At 68.0% G+C, this 16695-nt stretch carries 9 protein-coding genes; 4 read left to right on the forward strand and 5 right to left on the reverse strand.

Annotation, left to right across the window (positions count from 1 at the left end):
* Positions 1-13 precede the first annotated feature (13 nt).
* Both OV287_RS29235 and OV287_RS29240 read right to left on the reverse strand, forming a co-directional pair.
* Positions 14-1741 carry an RICIN domain-containing protein gene (locus OV287_RS29235; RefSeq protein WP_267537335.1) on the reverse strand — a complete coding sequence of 576 codons (1728 nt, stop codon included), beginning with the start codon at positions 1739-1741 and terminating at the stop codon, positions 14-16.
* Positions 1742-1795: 54 nt separating this feature from the next.
* Positions 1796-3244, reverse strand: coding sequence for a TPM domain-containing protein (locus OV287_RS29240; protein ID WP_267537336.1), 1449 nt, complete (start codon positions 3242-3244; stop codon positions 1796-1798).
* A gap of 119 nt (positions 3245-3363) precedes the next feature.
* Here OV287_RS29240 and OV287_RS29245 point away from each other — a divergent pair, with 119 nt between their 5' ends.
* Both OV287_RS29245 and OV287_RS29250 read left to right on the forward strand, forming a co-directional pair.
* Entirely contained in the window at positions 3364-4671 is a 1308-nt protein-coding gene (locus OV287_RS29245; protein WP_267537337.1) for a cytochrome P450, read from the forward strand.
* Between the two features lie 84 nt (positions 4672-4755).
* Entirely contained in the window at positions 4756-5379 is a 624-nt protein-coding gene (locus OV287_RS29250; RefSeq protein WP_267537338.1) for a hypothetical protein, read from the forward strand.
* 427 nt (positions 5380-5806) lie between these two features.
* Here OV287_RS29250 and OV287_RS29255 read toward each other — a convergent pair whose 3' ends face one another.
* Positions 5807-6424 carry a peptidylprolyl isomerase gene (locus OV287_RS29255; protein ID WP_267537339.1) on the reverse strand — a complete coding sequence of 206 codons (618 nt, stop codon included), beginning with the start codon at positions 6422-6424 and terminating at the stop codon, positions 5807-5809.
* Positions 6425-6575: 151 nt separating this feature from the next.
* On the opposite strand from OV287_RS29255, the gene OV287_RS29260 reads away from it, so the two are divergent.
* Together OV287_RS29260 and OV287_RS29265 are read left to right on the forward strand one after the other, a co-directional pair.
* Complete coding sequence (locus OV287_RS29260) at positions 6576-6896, forward strand: hypothetical protein (RefSeq protein WP_267537340.1); 321 nt, start codon at positions 6576-6578, stop codon at positions 6894-6896.
* A gap of 33 nt (positions 6897-6929) precedes the next feature.
* Complete coding sequence (locus tag OV287_RS29265) at positions 6930-11039, forward strand: protein kinase domain-containing protein (RefSeq protein WP_267537341.1); 4110 nt, start codon at positions 6930-6932, stop codon at positions 11037-11039.
* A 7-nt stretch (positions 11040-11046) separates the two neighbouring features.
* On the opposite strand, the gene OV287_RS29270 is transcribed toward OV287_RS29265, so the two are convergent.
* Together OV287_RS29270 and OV287_RS29275 are read right to left on the reverse strand one after the other, a co-directional pair.
* Complete coding sequence (locus OV287_RS29270) at positions 11047-13974, reverse strand: carboxypeptidase regulatory-like domain-containing protein (RefSeq protein WP_267537342.1); 2928 nt, start codon at positions 13972-13974, stop codon at positions 11047-11049.
* A 148-nt stretch (positions 13975-14122) separates the two neighbouring features.
* Positions 14123-16624 (reverse strand): PAS domain-containing sensor histidine kinase, encoded by a 2502-nt coding sequence (locus OV287_RS29275; RefSeq protein WP_267537343.1) that lies wholly within the window; start codon positions 16622-16624, stop codon positions 14123-14125.
* Positions 16625-16695: the final 71 nt, after the last annotated feature.

A 16695-nucleotide genomic window follows, 5' to 3' on the forward strand; every position in this document is an offset into this window, starting at 1 on the left:
GTCTCCACCCCGCCTACGGCGCGAAGCGGAAGCTCTCGTTCGTCGTCCAGGCGCACGGCGACTGGACCAGGAACCCACCGTCATCCATGGATGCACCGGCGATGCCCAGGCACTGGTTGCTGTGCTTCGCCTGGATGGCGAAGTAGCCGTTGTTGTACGGGAGCAGGCGGAAGCGCTGATTGTCGCCGCCGCCGCAGGTGTACTGGAGCACGTTCGCGCCAGCCGCATTGGAAGCGCCGGCCACGTCCATGCACTTGCCGCTGTGGCGTGCGCGCACCGTGAAGTGCCCGTCTCCCGTCGACTCGAACAGCCAGCGCTCGTTGTCCACCCCCCAGTTGGAGAACTGGGTGAGCTTCACGCCATCGCTGGTGCTGGCCCCGGGGACACTGAGTACCCGTCCACTGTGCTGGAGGTAGATGGCCGTGTAGTCCGCGCCCGTCGGGTCGTTCTGGAAGGGAATGCTCGCCCCCACGGAGGACCGGTCGCAGCCATCCTTTCCGCAGCCGCGCATCGTGCGCAGGTCTCCCGTTTGTTCAATCGGATGACCGACCCCATCGAAGCAGCCCGAGCCCGTGCAGTTCATCCACGCGGGCGAGCCGCTGCCCCGGGTGAGCGGCACGAGGTTGTTCCAGGTGTCCATGCGGTAGTCATTGCCGCCAGGATTGCGGAAGTCGTCGAAGTAGAGGCAGCCGCCCGAGCCTCCGGCGTCGTGGTAGGAGCCATGGGCGTTCTTGCCCACGTAGGCGACGGGATGCGTGCCATCCACGGTCTCGAAACCACCGGCCTCCCGGCTGTACCACCCGCCATGCTGGTAGAACGCGACCCGGCGCAGCCGCCCATCGACGAGCAGCACCGCTATCGACTCCCAGTCCGCGGCGTGAGAGCCCGCGCTCGCAAAGCACGTGCTCTGCCACGCGTAGAAGTACCAATAGCGGATGAGCACCGTGTTCGTGCCCACCTGAGTCGCCAGGTAATAGGCCGGGACCTGGTTGTTGCGAACCGTCGAGGGATCCTTGTTGCAGAGTGAGATGGAGGAGACGCCTTGCGCGCGCTGCGTGAAGTACGTGGCCGCATCGCTCGGAAAGCACTTGCTCTGCTCGCCAGAGCCCGTGGTGGTCTCCTGGTCGAAGCGGAGGCGAGGCGCATACTGAGTCGCCAGTGCGCTCAGATTGAAGGACGGTCCGCCGTTGTTCGCCTGGCAGAGATAGAGCTGCTTGCTGTCACAATAGCGATCCCAGCAGCGCATGCCCGCGATGAACGTGGATTCCGGCGCCACGAACGTCCCGCCGCTCTCTTCCGAGATGGACTCCGTCCAATAGCAGTTCGAGCGCACACCACCGTTGTTGAGCTGCGAGCAGCGCAGGGAGACGCTGTCACAGTAGTCGCCCGAGCAGCTCAGGCCCGTGACGAAGCCATTGTCCGCGCACACCCGCTCGTTATTGCCCTCCTCGGAGAAGGAGTCCGTCCACCAGCTCCGCGTCTCCGTATATCCAGACTCCACGTTGAGCAGGCTCACATCGTCGCAGTAGCGGCCTCTGCAGCGCAGGCCGTGCGTCAGGAAGGTGGAGCCGCTCGTGATGGCGGGCTGACCATCAGAGGTCCATTGCGTCCAATGAGATGGATGGACCTCGGTATGGAAGTACGTGCCGCGCGCGAAAGAACCAGGCGCCGCCAGCAGGAGGAAGAGGAACGAGACGCCGATGATGGCGCCGACGCGAACTTGACGCAGAGTGAACCACATAGGACTTCCAGCGTAGACCTGGAATCCATAAATGGCGAGGATTATCCGTCTCGACTACCAGGAGGAGCTGGCGCCCCCTCCGCCGGAGTCGCCTCCTCCCCCACTCCAATCGCTGCTGGAACTGGACGAGGAGGAGTCCGAGGACAACGAGCTGGACGACGAATCCGAGGACGACGAGCTCCACGACGACGAGCTGGACGATGAGTCCGAGGACGACGAGCTGGACGAGCTCCACAACGACGCGAACACCGACGGCGAATCCGACGACGACGAACGCGACGACGACGAATCCTCATCCGAGGAAGACGAGCGCGACGCACTCACCGACCGCGAGGGACGCGATGGACGCCGCGACGACGACGAGGACCTCGACGACGTGCGCGACGACCTGCCCGGCGTCAAGTACGAGGACGATGGCTTTGGCCTTTCGGTTGGCGGCGGCTCCGAGCTGTAGGTGGTGCTCTCCTCCTTGCTAAAGGAGCTGAACGTCGACGCTCCGCCGCACACGTAGACGAACGCCCGCAGGAGGTGACCGAACAGAGGGAAGATGGAGAAGAACGCCACGAACAGGGTGGCGAAGAACGTAGGGATCAGGATGTCGAAGAACAGCACCCAACGGGCCTCATCCACCAGGACCCAGGTGAACGGGCTGCCAAGCAAGAGCCCCACTATCAAGCAGATACCCCACCGCTCCCAGCCGTCGCTCAGGACCAGGAACCGGCCCACGAACATCAACGCGCAGTAGACGCAGAAGGACCACACGAGGGACCAGATGTTGAGGCCGCCCACCCTCTCGTTGCCCCTCTCGATGCAGAAGTTGATGAAGAGCAGGGCCAGGACGATCGAGATTCCACTGAGGCCAAACGTCACCCGATTGCCCATCCAGGCGCTCAGGCCAGGACGCAGCACGATGAAGAGCAGCAGGCACAGACCGTACGCCGCCATGCCCCCCACTGCGACGCTGAGAAATTCCCTCTGATCACGCGGCTCGGAGCTCGAGACACTCGAGGCCGCAGCCGGGGCCTGGGGCTTCGTCGCGGCACTCGCGGGCAGGCGCTCGCGCACCCCGTGGATGATGTTCACCAGGGCGCCCGTGTAGTTCTGCTCGCGCATGAGGGGTCCCTGCGCATCGAGCAGGAGGCGCACGGCGCCATCGGGCAGGTGCTCTTCCAGCCCATATCCCACCTCCAAGCGCATGCGCCGATCCTTCACCGCCAGCACGTAGAGCAGCCCGTTGTCCACCCCCTGCTGACCTCCCTTCCACTCCCGAAACACCTGCATCGCGTAGTCCTCGATGGGCTCGCCCTCGGTGGTGCCCACGATGAGGACCGCCATCTGCACGCCCGTCTCCTCACGCAGGCGCACGAGCTCGCTCGCCACCGTCTCCGTTTGTGCGGGCGAGAGCAGGCGCTGCGTGTCGGTGACGGGTCGCTCAATGGTAGGGGGCACCGCCGCGAGCAGCAGCGAGGGCAACAGCAGGAAGAGGGCGGAGGCCTTCACCACGAGGAATCCTCGTTGAAGAGAGGGAATGGCACGGCAAGATAGTTTACTCGTGGCGGGCCAGCGCGGGAAACCCGCCGGACACCCAAGTGGGAGGGACCCGAGGGGTGTACCCTGCTGGCATGAATGGCCTGCCACCCGGTCCGAGCAATCCCCTCGTCACCACGCTGAAGTATCTCCGCGCTCCCTACGCGACCCTGCTCGAGACGGCGCAGCGGTACGGAGATCCCTATTCGTGGCCGAGCTTCCTCGGCAGTATGGTGGTCACCGGAGACCCCGCGGGGATTCGGACGTTGTTCACGGCCGATCCCGACACCTACCTCGCACTTGGCGCGGAGCTCCTCGGGCCGGTCCTCGGAGAGAGCAATCTCATCCTGCTCAGCGGCGAGCGCCACCGAGCGATGCGGAAGCTTCAGCTGCCGCCCTTTCATGGCGCACGCATGCGCGCCTATGGACAGCTCATCATCGACGCCGCGCAGGAGCACGCCGCCCGGTGGCCTCGCGACCGGCCCATTCAGATCCACCGGACGATGCAGGAGATCTCCCTCCAGGTGATCCTCGAGGCAGTCCTCGGCCTCCGGAAACCGGAGACGAGAGAGACCTTCAAGACGGCCGTGCTGTCGGTCATCGCGGCCCTCAAGCCGTCGTTCATGTTCATCGAGGCGCTGCGCCGCCCGTTGTTCGGCCTGAGTGCCTGGGCGCGCTTCCAGCGGAAGCGAGCACACGTCACCGCGCTGTTCGAAGAAGAGCTGCGCGCGCGCCGTGCCCCGCCAGAGCCGCGTGAAGACATCCTGAGCCTGCTGCTCTCCGCCCGGTATGAGGACGGAAGCGCGCTCACCGACGACGAGCTGCTGACGCAGATGATGAACTTGATCGTCGCCGGTCACGAGACCACCGCGAGCTCACTGGCCTGGGCCTTCCACCACATCCACCGCGAGCCTGCCGTGAAGGCACGGCTCGTGGAGGAGCTGCGTGGCCTACCAGAGACACTCGACCCGGAGGCTGTCTCGCGCCTGCCCTATCTGGAGGCGGTCTGCTCCGAGGCGCTGCGTCTCGAACCCGTTGCACCCCTCATCGGCCGGAAGCTGCGCACGGGCCTCACGCTCCAGGGCTTTGACCTGCCGCCGGGTACCTCTGTTGGGATCTCCATCCTCCAGGTTCACCGGCGCGCCGACCTCTATCCGGACCCCGAGCGCTTCCGCCCCGAGCGCTTCCTCGAGCGCAGCTACACCCCGTTTGAGTACCTCCCTTTCGGCGGTGGTGCGCGCCGCTGCCTCGGTGCCGCGTTCGCGCTCTACGAGATGAAGCTCGTGCTGGCCACCCTCCTGAGAAAGTACGACCTGCGCCCCGCGAACAACGCGCCTGTGGGGGTGGCAGTGCGGAACACGACTGTCGGGCCGCGCGGCGAGGTCGAGCTGCTGCACGCCTGACGGACCCTCGAAACTCGCGCCGATATGCAGGGCTCGCCAGCACGTTTCATCAGCATCCCGCTTCATCCTCGTCTGGAGAAATGGATGCACCCCCCACGCTGGCTGTCTGTGGAAGCACATATCCGGGCCCTGCTCCCGCTGACACTTCTCGGTCTATTGCTCCTGGGAGTGACAGGTTGTGCCACCTCCAAGCGTCAGGACCTGCTCGAGCTCAGCGCTACCTACGTCGCCTACCGGCTTCCCCCCGAGCAGCTCCTGGAGTCGGCCCGCGACATCCTCCAGGAGCGGGGGTACGTCATCCTGCCGAGTACAGACCCCAATTATGTGCGCACCACCTGGCGGGTGAAATTCGACGACAGCCTCGACATCGGGGCGCTCCGGGAGCGGCAATTCGTCATGGCGAAGCAGCTCGACGACGGTCGCTTCGTGCTCAACGCTTATCGCCTCACCTACACCACCATCGGCCGGACCGCCCCCCACCCCGCCACCTTCGGCGCCAATGACACATCGGGCGTGCAGAAGATGGTCAAGGGCGACCCGCTCTCCAATGCCCGTCCGGTGCTCATCCGGGACCGGGAGCTGGAATGGCAGATCCTCTCCCGGGTTGCCCCCTCCATCGCCCACGAGCTGGAATCCCAGGTGGACGAGTACCTCGGCACCGAGTCGAAGCAGAACGGGGCGCGTTCTGTCTCGGGCGAGCCTGGATAGCTGCTACGAAGACGGCTGCTTCCGCTCCAAAAAACTCGGGGAGGAGCCGCCCCCACGGCAGCCCCTCCCCAACATGCTTTCCCGTCCTGTCTCAGCCCCACCCAACCCCGACCGACCCGCCGCCCCCAACCACCCGCCCGTCCTACCCCACCGACCCCGACCTACCCGCCCGTCCTGCCCCGCCCCACCGCACCAACCCCCGACCACCCCAACCACCCTGCCCCGCTGACTTCTCGTGCAGGAGTTAGAGCATCCCGCGTGCCAGCGGCGCCTCAGGGGAAAGGCTCGTTGTTTCAAGACTTTGCCTCTCGGTGGTGTGCAGCACCGGCCCCGGAAGCGGTAAGACTTACGGGGCCTCCAGCACCGGGGGTCAGACAGTTCCAATCGGGCGCGAGAGGACGCGTCAGGTGCAGGCGCGTGGGCGTCCTCACGGCTTGCGCATGGCGCGCTGGATCTTCACCGGTGGGGTGAGCTTCTGCCCCTCTGCTGGCGCCTTCTGGATGGCGCGAACCACGTCCATCCCCTTCACCACCCTGCCGAAGGCTCCGAAGCCCTGGCCATCCGGGTTGCGCTTGCCACCGAAGTCCAGCTCGAGCTGATCGCCGATGCAGATGAAGAAGTCCGACACCGCGGTGTCCGGCGTGTCGCGCGCCATCGAGAGCGTGCCGTCCTTGTGCTTGAGCCCCGTCACGTTCGTGCGCTCCAGCGGAATGGGCGGGCGCTGCTCGGACTCGCGGGCGGGGTTGATGCCGCCCTGGATGACCTCGATCTTCACGTTGTTGTTTGGCTGGTTGTCAGGCTTCACCGTGCGGTGGAACACCCCACCGTCGAAGAAGCCACCGTCCACGTAGACGAGGAAGTTGCGCACCGTCTGGGGCGCGCGGGCCTCGTCGAGCTCCAGCTCGATCTCGCCCTTCTCCGTCTGGAACACCACCCGCACCATCTTGGCCGGCTCTGGTTTCGCCGCCTTCTTCGGGGGCGCGGCGAAGGAGGCGGATGCGAGCGTGAGCAACACGGCGAGGCAGGCGGATGGGAACAGCTTCATGGGCATCTCCAGGGCACCGTACATTTTTCGCAACAGTCCGTTCATCTTCCCAACACGTGCGGGAAGCACCTTGGCGAAGGCATGGTCGTGGATCCGTCTCTCGCTGGGAGAGCCGGGCCTGAGACCAACTCCCTCGCTTCGGAGATATCGCATGTCCTGGAAGATACTGCCGCTGTGGCTCTGTCTGGCTTTTCCGGTCGCCGCTTGTGCCCAATCGACCTCGGCCGAGCGCCCCGCCGAGGACGCCCCCCGGGGTCCGCCCGTCATCAAGTCCTCTCTGGCCGTGTTGCTCGAGCACAGCACCGAGCTGGCCCTCACCGCCGAGCAGGTGGCCTGGCTGGAGCAGCGGGAGCAACAGCTCCAGCAGGAGAACGCGCCCCTGAAGCAGAAAAGAGGTGGCTGGCCCCCGATCAGGCCGGACGAGCGGATGGCCGCAAGCCAACGCCCTGACGACCCGGGAGACTCATGCTGACTGCCAGAGCCGTGGAGTGGGCCGGAGGCGCGGATGAGCAGGGACGCCAATCAGGAGAGCAAGGGCCTGCCCAGGAAAGAGCGGGTGGACTCCCAGTTCTCCGACTTCGAGGACTCGGTACTGCAGCAGGTGCTTCAGCTCGAACCTCCACCCCAGTTGCCAGGGCCAGGAGAACACTTCGGAGGGCCCGAGGGCCACCGCTACGAGGTGCTCGAGCAGGTGGGCAGTGGCGCGATGGGCCAGGTGTTCCGCGCCCGGGATGGGATGCTGCACCGCGAGGTGGCACTCAAGTTCCTCGCCCCTCGCTCGGGGCTCGCCGAGGAGGCGCTGCGGGAGGCGCGCGCGGTGGCCCGACTGGACCACGAGAACATCGTCCGCATCTTCGACGTGTCCGAATGGAGCGCCACTCCCGGAGGTGCCCGGGTTCCCTTCCTGGTGATGGAGTACCTGGAGGGCGAGTCACTCGCGGCGCTGTTGCGGCGGCATCGGCCCGGACTGAAGCAGGCGTTGGACATCCTGGGTGCGGTCGCCGAGGGTCTCACCCACGCACACGAGCGCCACCTCATCCACCGCGATCTCAAGCCCAGCAACATCTTCCTCACCCGGCAAGGCACGGTGAAGCTGCTCGACTTCGGCCTGTGTCATTGGGTCGCCGCCAGTGGCCCCGATGCGCCGCACCTGCCCACCGCGGGGACGCCGGCGTACATGGCGCCCGAGCAATGGCGTGGCGAGCCGCAGGACACGCGCACCGACATCTGGGCGGCCGGGGTGGTGCTCTTCGAGATGCTCACCGGCGCACTCCCCTTCCCCACCACCTCGGTTGATGCCGTGCGCGAGTGGGTGACGTCCGCGGAGCCCATGCCCTCGGTGCGCACGAGCCGGCCGGACCTCCCGCACGAGGTAGAGCTCCTGCTGGCGACGGCGCTGGCCAAGGACCCGGCCCGGCGATTCCCTTCTGCGCTGGAGCTGCGCGAGGAGCTCCGCGAGTTGCAAGAGCGCCTCCTGGAGACCGGCCACGAAGCGCCCCACGCCACTCCCCACCAGCGCCGGCAGGTGACACTGGTGTCCTGCGTGCTCACACGGCTCGATGGACCCGGAGCCGGAACGCCGCCCGCCGCCGAGGATCCAGGCGAATGGGAGGCGGCCTTCCACCAGGCGTGCGCGAGGGCCTTCCGTGGACACGGGGGCTTCGTCCCCCTGTCTTTGGGAGACGAAGTGCTCGCCTGCTTCGGGTGGTACCAGGTGCGGGAGGACGACTCAGAGCGGGCGGTGCGCGCGGGGCTGGAGGTGGTGCGAAGCATCGGCGCGGCGCTCCCCGGAATGGCCGTGAAGGTGGGCATCCACACGGACATGGTGGCACTGGACGAGCGTGCGTCGGGGCAGCGGTGCGGAGAGATCATCATCCGGGGACAGGCTCCGAAAGTGGCGGCCTGGCTCGCGCGACAGGCCCGGCCGGGCGAGGTGCTCCTCGGGGAGGCGACGTGGAAGGGCGTGCGCGGGACGTTCGAGGCCACGGCGCTCGGGCCGCGAACCTTCGAGGGACTGTCGGGAAGCCTGAGCCTGGGCCTCCACCGCGTGTCGCGAGAGCGCGAAGGCGTGGTCCGCTTCGAGCGGGCGCTCGCCGCCGCTGGTGGCCTCACGCCGCTGGTGGGCCGAAGCGCGGAGTTGGGCTGGCTCCTGACCCTATGGGAGTGGGCCCGGCAGGGACAGGGCGCCTTCGTCCTCGTCAGCGGCGAGGCCGGCATTGGCAAGTCGCGCCTCATCCGAGAGCTGGGCGAGCGCATCCCCATGGAGTCGGCCACCCGCGTGCGCTTCCAGTGCTGGGCTCGGCCTGTCACCACCACCGCCCATCACCCCCTCCAGGGTCTGATCGAGGCGCTGTTCCAGCTCCCTCCCAGAGCGCACCAGGGACCGCGAGAGCTGGCAAAGCGGCTAGGAGCGTTGGGCGCATCCGCCGAGCGTGTGCAGCTCATCGAGCTGCTCCTCGGCCTGCCCGTCGCCCAGGACAGCCCGGTGCACCAGCTCACCCCCGAGCGGCGCAAGGAGAAGGCTTTCGAGGCACTGGTGGACCTGACGTTACACATGGCGCGCGAGCGGCCGGTGCTCGTCTTCGTGGAGGATCTGCACTGGGCTGACTCGTCCCTGTTGGAGTTCCTCTCCTTCCTGTTGGACCGCATCGAGCAGGCTCGAGTGCTCGTCGTCTTCAGCACGCGCCCCGAGCTGCGCCTGGGCTGGGCACGGCGGCCCTGGCTCCACCTGCTCGCCCTGGACCGGCTCCCCGCGGAGCAGGCCGCGGCCCTGGTGAGGGAGACAGCCCGAGGCCGGGAGCTTCCCGAGGACACGGTGCAGGCACTGGTGAAGAGGACGGACGGCATTCCGCTCTTCATCCGGGAGATGACGCACATGGTGCTGGAGGGAGGTGCCGCGGCCTCCATCCCCGTCACCCTGCACGAGCTGTTGCTGGCGAGGCTCGACATGCTCCCCTCGCGTCAGAAGGCGCTGCTCCAGCTCTGCGCGGTGGTGGGGCGGGACTTCACGCAGGGGCTGCTCGCGGCCCTCCCGGAGCGCGACGAGGCCACCCTGCGGCGCGAGCTCGCCGGTCTGGTGGAGGCGGACTTCCTTCGCGAGGAGGAGGGCCCAGAGCCCACGTACCAGTTCCGCCAGGCCCTCATCCAGGAGGTGGCCTTGCAGTCGCTGACGCGAGGTGCGCGGCGGCAGCACCACCGGAACGTCGCGCGGGTGTTGGAGGAGCAATTTCCCGAGGTGGTGGCCGCCAGGCCCGAGGTGCTCGCCTACCACCATGCTGAAGCCGGAGAGCCGGCGTGGGCCCTCCCCTACCAGTTCCAGGCTGGACAGTTCGCCAGCCAGCGCTCGGCCCTCCGGGAAGCAGTGAGCCATTACACGCGGGCCCTGGAGCTACTGCGAAGCCTGCCTCATGCCGAGCGGCTCATTCACGAGGAGTTGCGCATCTTGCTGGCCCTGGGTCTTCCCCTGACACACCTGCGGGGCTACCGCACAACCGAGGTAGAGCGGACCTATGCTCGGGCACGCAAGCTCCTTCACCGGGTGGGGGACGCACTGCCGGAGCTCGAGCTGTCCCTCCTGGGGCCCTTCACCTACTACCAGGCGCGATGCGAGTTCCGTCAGGGACACGAGCTGGCCGGGTCCCTCGTGGAGCTGGGCGAGCGCCATCACGATCGGGTGTTGCTCATCCTGGGTCACCGGATGAGGGCCTTGAACTTCGTCGCCTGGGGGCAGATGCGCGAGGCCCTGCGCTCCTTGGAAAACGCCATGGCCTGCGCACGCTTCGAGCTCGAGCAGCACCGGCGGATCGCCGCGCGGCACGGGACGGATCCGTGGACGACGGCCCTGGCGTATGCGGCCCTCATCCACTCGGTGCTCGGCCACCCCGAGGAGGCCCGGCGGTACACCCGCGGAGCCCTGGAGATGGCCGCGCACATCGGCCATGCCCAGACCACTGCCTATGTGTTGACGTACGTGGCCATGGGCAGCCAGTACCGCCATGAGCCGAAGCCCACCTTGGCCTGGGCGGACCAGCTCCATGCCCTCGCCAACGAGCGCAGCTTCTGGATCTGGGGCTCGTGGGCCACCGTCCTCGAGGGATGGGCCCGCGCTCAGCTCGATCAGCCCCGGGAGGGCCTGGCACTCATCCGGCAAGAGCTCGCGAGCTGGAAGGAGCGGGGAATCCGCTACGGCGTGCCCTACTGTCTGGGCCTGCTGGCGGAGATCCACCTGGGGCTGGGACAGCTCGGCGAGGGACTGGCCGCGGTGCACGAAGCGCAGACGGAGCAGCACGCCACGGGAGAGCGCACCTTCGAAGCCGAGCTGTACCGCGTGGAAGGAGAGCTGCTGCACGCCATGGGACGGGAACGCAAGGCGAAGTCCCGCTTCATCCACGCCATCGAGACGGCACACAAGCAGGATGCGGGAATCTTCGAGCTGCGCGCGACGGTGGGCCTGTGCCGCATGCTGCGAGACCTGGGCCGGCTCGAGTTGGCACGACAGTTGTTGCAGCGGGCGCGTACCCAGTTCGGCGAGCACCTCGACTCGCCGGACCATCGGGAGGCCAGCTCGCTGATGAAGGAGCTCATGAGAGACGCCAACCAGGAAGCGCGAGTGTGAGCACGGGCTAATCGTCGAACAGGCTCCACTGCGGCAGAAGCGTGAAGGTGACGTTGCCCCCGGCAGGAACCTCCAGCTCTTCCCGGTGGACCTCGGTGGTGTCCTCGCCCCGTCGCATGGCGAAGAGCGTGTAGCTCCCGGCCGGCAGCCGCGGGAATCCCCGCACACCCTCGCGCACCGACTTGCCCATGAGGCCACTCGCGAGCTTCGAGTACAGACCGTCCTTGGGACCCATGAGCGGCAGGCTTCCCGGAATCAGATGGACCTCGACGGCCCGCTCCGGCACGAAGATCTCCACGACCGCGCCCTCGCTCTGCTCGGTGAAGTCCAGCGTCACCGAGTCCCCCGCTGAGAGCTCCACCTGCCGAATCGGGAATATCGGCACCGGACCTGTCTCGCCTGGCTGAGCCACGACCTGGACCAGGTAGCGGCCCGCTGGGATGGCTCGCAGGGAGTACCGCCCCTCCGAGAAGCCCATGGTGGCCTTGAGATCCCCCTGCTCCGAGCGAAGCTTCACCGAGCCCGACGGCACCGGGACCCCCGCCGACTCGATCCGCCCCTGCAGCGTGGCTCCGGGCTCAAGCACGACCGTTATCTCCCGCTGCCCCTCCTCCAGCTGCGCCTTTCCAGGCAGCCAGTCCGGGTGGGTCACCAACACGCCCACGCGTCCGGCATGCACACCTTCCAGGGTGAAGCTCCCGTCTGGCAGCGAGGACCCGGACTGGCGGCCCACCACCACATAGGCCCCGGCCACCGGTGCCGACGTCCCGGCCTCGAGTACCCGCCCGCGCACCGTCCGGTCCGCCACCAGCACCACGTCGCCCAGATCCAGCTCCTCACCCTCGCGCGTCACCACATCTCGGGAGACCCAGGAGTACCCCCGCGCCGAGAAGCGCCACGACATTCTGGGGTAGCTCACCGGCAGGGAGAACCTGCCGTCGGGGTGACTCACCGTCTCTTGATTGATCCGAAACGAGGTGATGGGCCCGCCGTCCTCGCGCACCATGCGCCCGCGCACCCACGACCGCGTCCGGAGCACGAGCCGGACCTCCGGGTTCCCGGGAGAGACCCCCACGTTCCACCGGAAGGTTTCGCTGTCGTCCAGGCCACTCGAGGCCCGGGTGTCGAGCGAATACCCGCGCAGGGTGACCTGCAGGGTGCAGGGACCCGCTGGCAGGTTCGTCAACGTGAACCCTCCGTCCGATCCGGAGAGCCCTCGAACAGAGGAGCGCCGGAGACGTCCTGAGGAAGCATCTTCCGGGGGCGCCCCCGGAACGACCACCCGCGACGCGATGACGAGCGCTCCCTCGATGGGATTTCCCTCGGCATCCACGACCTGGCCCGAGAGGCTCCAGCCCTCCTCGGATGGTTGGAGGCGGACCTTCCGAGTCTCTGAGCCACGTAGCTCCACGCGCAGCGGCGCGTAGCCGCTCCACGCCTCCCAGGTCTGGGGCTCCAGGACATAGCTCCCGGGCGCCAGACCCTGGAAGACAGCCCTGCCATCCATGCCGGTGGTGGCCGAGCGGGAAGCGGAACCACTCTTGTAGACCCGCACGTGCGCCTGGGACACGGGACGCTCCGCCGCGTCCACCCACTCCACCTCGAGAGACGCATCCTCCGCGTTCCCCGTGCGCCGCTCCTGCGCCTTCAAGGTGAACCGCAGCGCTTGCGACACCGAGAACAGAAGCGGCGGCGCCTCCCTCGGCTCGTAGTGCGCCGCCTGGACAATCGTCGTGTACGTTCCCGGAGGAAGCCGCTCGAACAGGAACCCACCTTGCGCGTCCGTCCGGGCCGAGCCCATCCACTGCAGCGCCCCTCCGAAGAGAGACACCTCGGCGCCCTCGATGGGCTGGTCCGACGTGTCGGTGACTCGCCCGCTCAACCGGATGCTGGTGGGGCCCAGGAGGAGCGTGACCGCCTCCTTGTCCAGCCCTGACTCCAGGGATACCAGCTGCCGGGCATAGCGCCCCTCGTCGCTGGCCGTCAGGATGTACCGCCTCGGGCACGGCACCTCGAGCGCGAATCGTCCCTGGAGGTCCGTGACCACGGGCTTCCCGAGCACTTCGCCCTCGACCTGGACGGTGGCACCCGAAACCGGGCCCCGCTCGTCCACCACCTGCCCGGCAATCCGCCGGGGAGTGGGCAGCGTCACCTGCACCGGACCCGGCTCCCAGGCGTACGAATTCAGACGTGCGGGTCCCAGGCCCTCCTTCGAGAAGAGGAGGTCATAGCGTCCCCAGGGAAGCGGGCCGAGCAGGAACTGACCCTCCTCGTTCGTGGACGTCTCGACGAAGCGTCCCGCGTCTCTCTGGAGGGTCGTGACGAGCGCTCCCGCGGCCGGCCTGCCCTGGTCGTCGAGCACCACGCCGGAGAACGTCATCCCGGGCCCCAGCCGCACCTCCACCTCCTGGCTGCCCACGATCACGTCCCCCCGCAGAGCAAGGCCCTCCGCGCTCTCGACCCAGAGTGCGAGAGTGCCCGGCTCCAGACCCTCGAGGCGGAAGTTCCCCTGGGTGTCCGTGGTGGCGCGAGCCAGCGGCAATTGCTTTCCCCGCAGCTCCGCCGCCAGTTCCAACAGCGGCATCACCTCCAAGGACAGGTCACAGGACGATACGGCGTCCGGCGGCCAGCGACGCTGGGAGGCCGACAACGAGGGCCACTCCCGGGACGCGCGCGCGAAGGCAAAGACGATCGCCCCAGACACCGGTCCATGAGGACCCACCACGCGGCCTTGGATGGACAGGGTACCGCGCGCCCCGGCCAGGGTCGTGGTGGACCCGAGGACTGAAGAAGACGGAGCCCTCGCTTGGAGTCTCACCGGACGGCCCGCGCCCCTGGAGGCGGACTCCGGGGCTGTCGCGGGTCGCCAGAGGAGCCACAGCAGCAAGACCAGCAGGCCCGCCACCGCCGCTCCGATGCCCCACCTGCGCCGCATGCACATCCCTCTCTTCAACAAGCGTCCTCGGACGCCCGGCCAGTCTAGTTGTCACGGGCGGCCTGGGCCACCGTCAGGCCCAGGGGGAGGACCGATGCAGGCCATCTTGAAACCCGACAACGAGGTGGAGTTCTCCTGGGGTTGAGCCTCACGCCCGGGGGAGGCTCACCTGGAACACCGTGCCCGTCTCGGCCGAGGAGTGCACGTCGATGTGACCCCGGTGCGCGGCGACGATCTCGTGCACGATGAAGAGGCCGAGCCCCACGCCCTTGAGGGCATTGCCCCCGTCGCTGGCGCGCGTGAAGGGCTCGAAGATGCGGGGCAGCAACTCCGGCGGGATGGGGTGCCCCTGGTTGACCACCTCGAGCACCACCTGAGCGCCCTCGCCGTCTATGCGCACCTGGATGGGCGTGCCCTCTGAGCCATGGGTCAGGGCATTGGCCAACAGGTTGCCCACGAGCTGCATCAGCCGCTCCGGATCCCACTCTCCGAGCGTGTCGCCGTGCGCCTCGAGCAGGAACTGGCGATGGGGATGGGCGGCCTGCAGCTCGTCGACGATGGTCCGGCACACCTCCTCCAGGCACACCGCTTGGCGCTGAATGGGGAGCGTCTCCCCCTGGCGGATCCGCACGAACTCGAGCAGGTCCTGGATGAGCCGGTCCATCCGCTGCACGCTCGTCCGCACGCGCGTCACCCACTTGCGTTGCAAGGGCGTCAGGGGCTCGGAGGAGGTCAGCAGCAAGTGGCTGGCGGTGGACATCGCCTGAAGAGGGTTGCGCAGATCGTGGCTGACGATGCCGAGCAGCTTCTCGCGCACCTCGCCCTCGCGGCGCAGCGCCTCCTGGAGCTGATGGTGCTGGGTGACGTCGGTGCTCACCGCCACGCCGGCCACCGTGCGGCCCTCGGCATCGCGTACCAGGGTGGCGCTCACATCGACCTTCCGGAGGGAACCGTCCGGAAGGACGACCGTCACCGGCTCGCGCACCACCGTCTCCCCATGGAGCAGCGAGCGCGACAGGGGCCACTCTTCGGGGGCATAGGGCCGCCCGTCCGCGTGGAAGCCCTTGTAGGCCGCGTACTCCGAGATGCTCCCCGAGGCCACGTAGGGTTGGCTCCAGATGGTCTCCACGGCCGCGCTGCCCCGGACGATCCGGCCCCCGGGCTCAGCGATGACAACGCTCACCGGAAGCTGTTGCAGCACGGCCTCCAGCAGGGTGCTCTCGGCGGAGAGCCGATCCCTCAGCCGCTCGGCTTCAGCGCGTGCCTGGCGCTCGGCCGCGTAGAGACGGGCACGCTCGATGGCCATGGCACACTGATGCCCGAGCGCCTCCATGAGCCGGAGCTCCTCAGGCGTGAACTCCCACTCGTGCTCGAAGCTGAAGCCGAACGCGCCGATGATGCGCGCCTCCACGCGCAGCGGCAGCGCCACGAACGCCTGGCCCACGAGCGCCGGGGAGTCGGCCAGCTCCGGATAGTCCCGGAGGAAGGCCGCCAGGTTTCCGTACAGCACGGGCCGACCGGTGCGGACGGCCTCGCGAAACATCACCGGCGTATCTATCGGAAAGCAGCGCCAGCGCTCGTCCAGCACGCCCTCGGGGAAGCCGTAGGCCGCGCGAAGTTCGAACATGGTGCCATCCGCGCTCACCAATGCGAGCGAGGCCGAGAGGGCCTCGAGCGCCACCCTCCCCTCGCGCACCACCACCTGGGCCACCTCCTCGGGCAGCAGGGCCTGGGAGAGGGCGGAAGACAAGGCGTACAGCCGCTCCATGCGCAGCAGGGCGCGCCGGGACACGGTGACGTCGCGCGCCGTGCCCACGCAGCGGACTGGCTGCCGCCGTGCGTCGAAATAGACCTGTCCGTGGGAAGAGAGCCACCGCACCACCCGGCCTCGCGCATCCACCGTGCGGAACTCGACCTGGTAGCGACCCCCTCCCTCCGGCTCGAGCGCCGCCTTCATCTCCGCATCCGCACGAGCCCGGTCCTCCGGGTGCAGACACGCAAGGAAGGCCTCCTGGGAGACGGACTCCCCCCCGGAAGGCAGGCCGAACAGCTCGCGGCACCGGTCATCCCAGGTCCGCTGGCCCGTGAGCGGATTGAACTCCCAGATTCCCAGCTGGGCGGAGAGCAGGGCCAGGCGCAAGCGGTCCTCGCTCTCGCGCAAGGCCTCGGCCATCCGCGCGGCCTCTTCGCCCCGGCGCAGCTCCGTGATGTCCTCCACCATCCCCACGAACCCGGCCACTCGCCCATCTGGCAGCACATGCGGCACGTAGTCCGCGCGCACCATACGGCTGCCCCCTATGCGGTAGGGAACCACGCGCTCGAAGCGCACCCACCGCCCGGACAGCGCGGCCTGGATGTCCCCACGCACGAGCTCGTACGCCGCCTCGCCGAGGATCTCCCGCATGGATCGGCCGAGGATGTGCTCGCGCTTCTCCCCGAACCAACGCTCGTACGCCTGGTTGCAGAAGCGGTAGCGCTCGGCGCCGTCCACGTACGCCAGCAGCACGGGGGCCACGTCCGCGGTGATGAGCAGCTTCTCGAGGAAGCCATGCTCATCCGGGCCCAGGCCGGGCAACTGAAGCGAGCGATCGAGCAGCAGGAGCTTGTCGATGAACTCGCGCAGGGTAGAGGACGGAGCGGAAACAGACATACCGGGTGTTACTTTTTAACCCAGCTGCAAGACCCTCGCTCCGCCGAAGTGGCCGGGGTGTGGAGAGCCGG

Source organism: Archangium lansingense (assembly GCF_026626635.1).
Lineage (GTDB): Bacteria > Myxococcota > Myxococcia > Myxococcales > Myxococcaceae > Archangium > Archangium lansingense.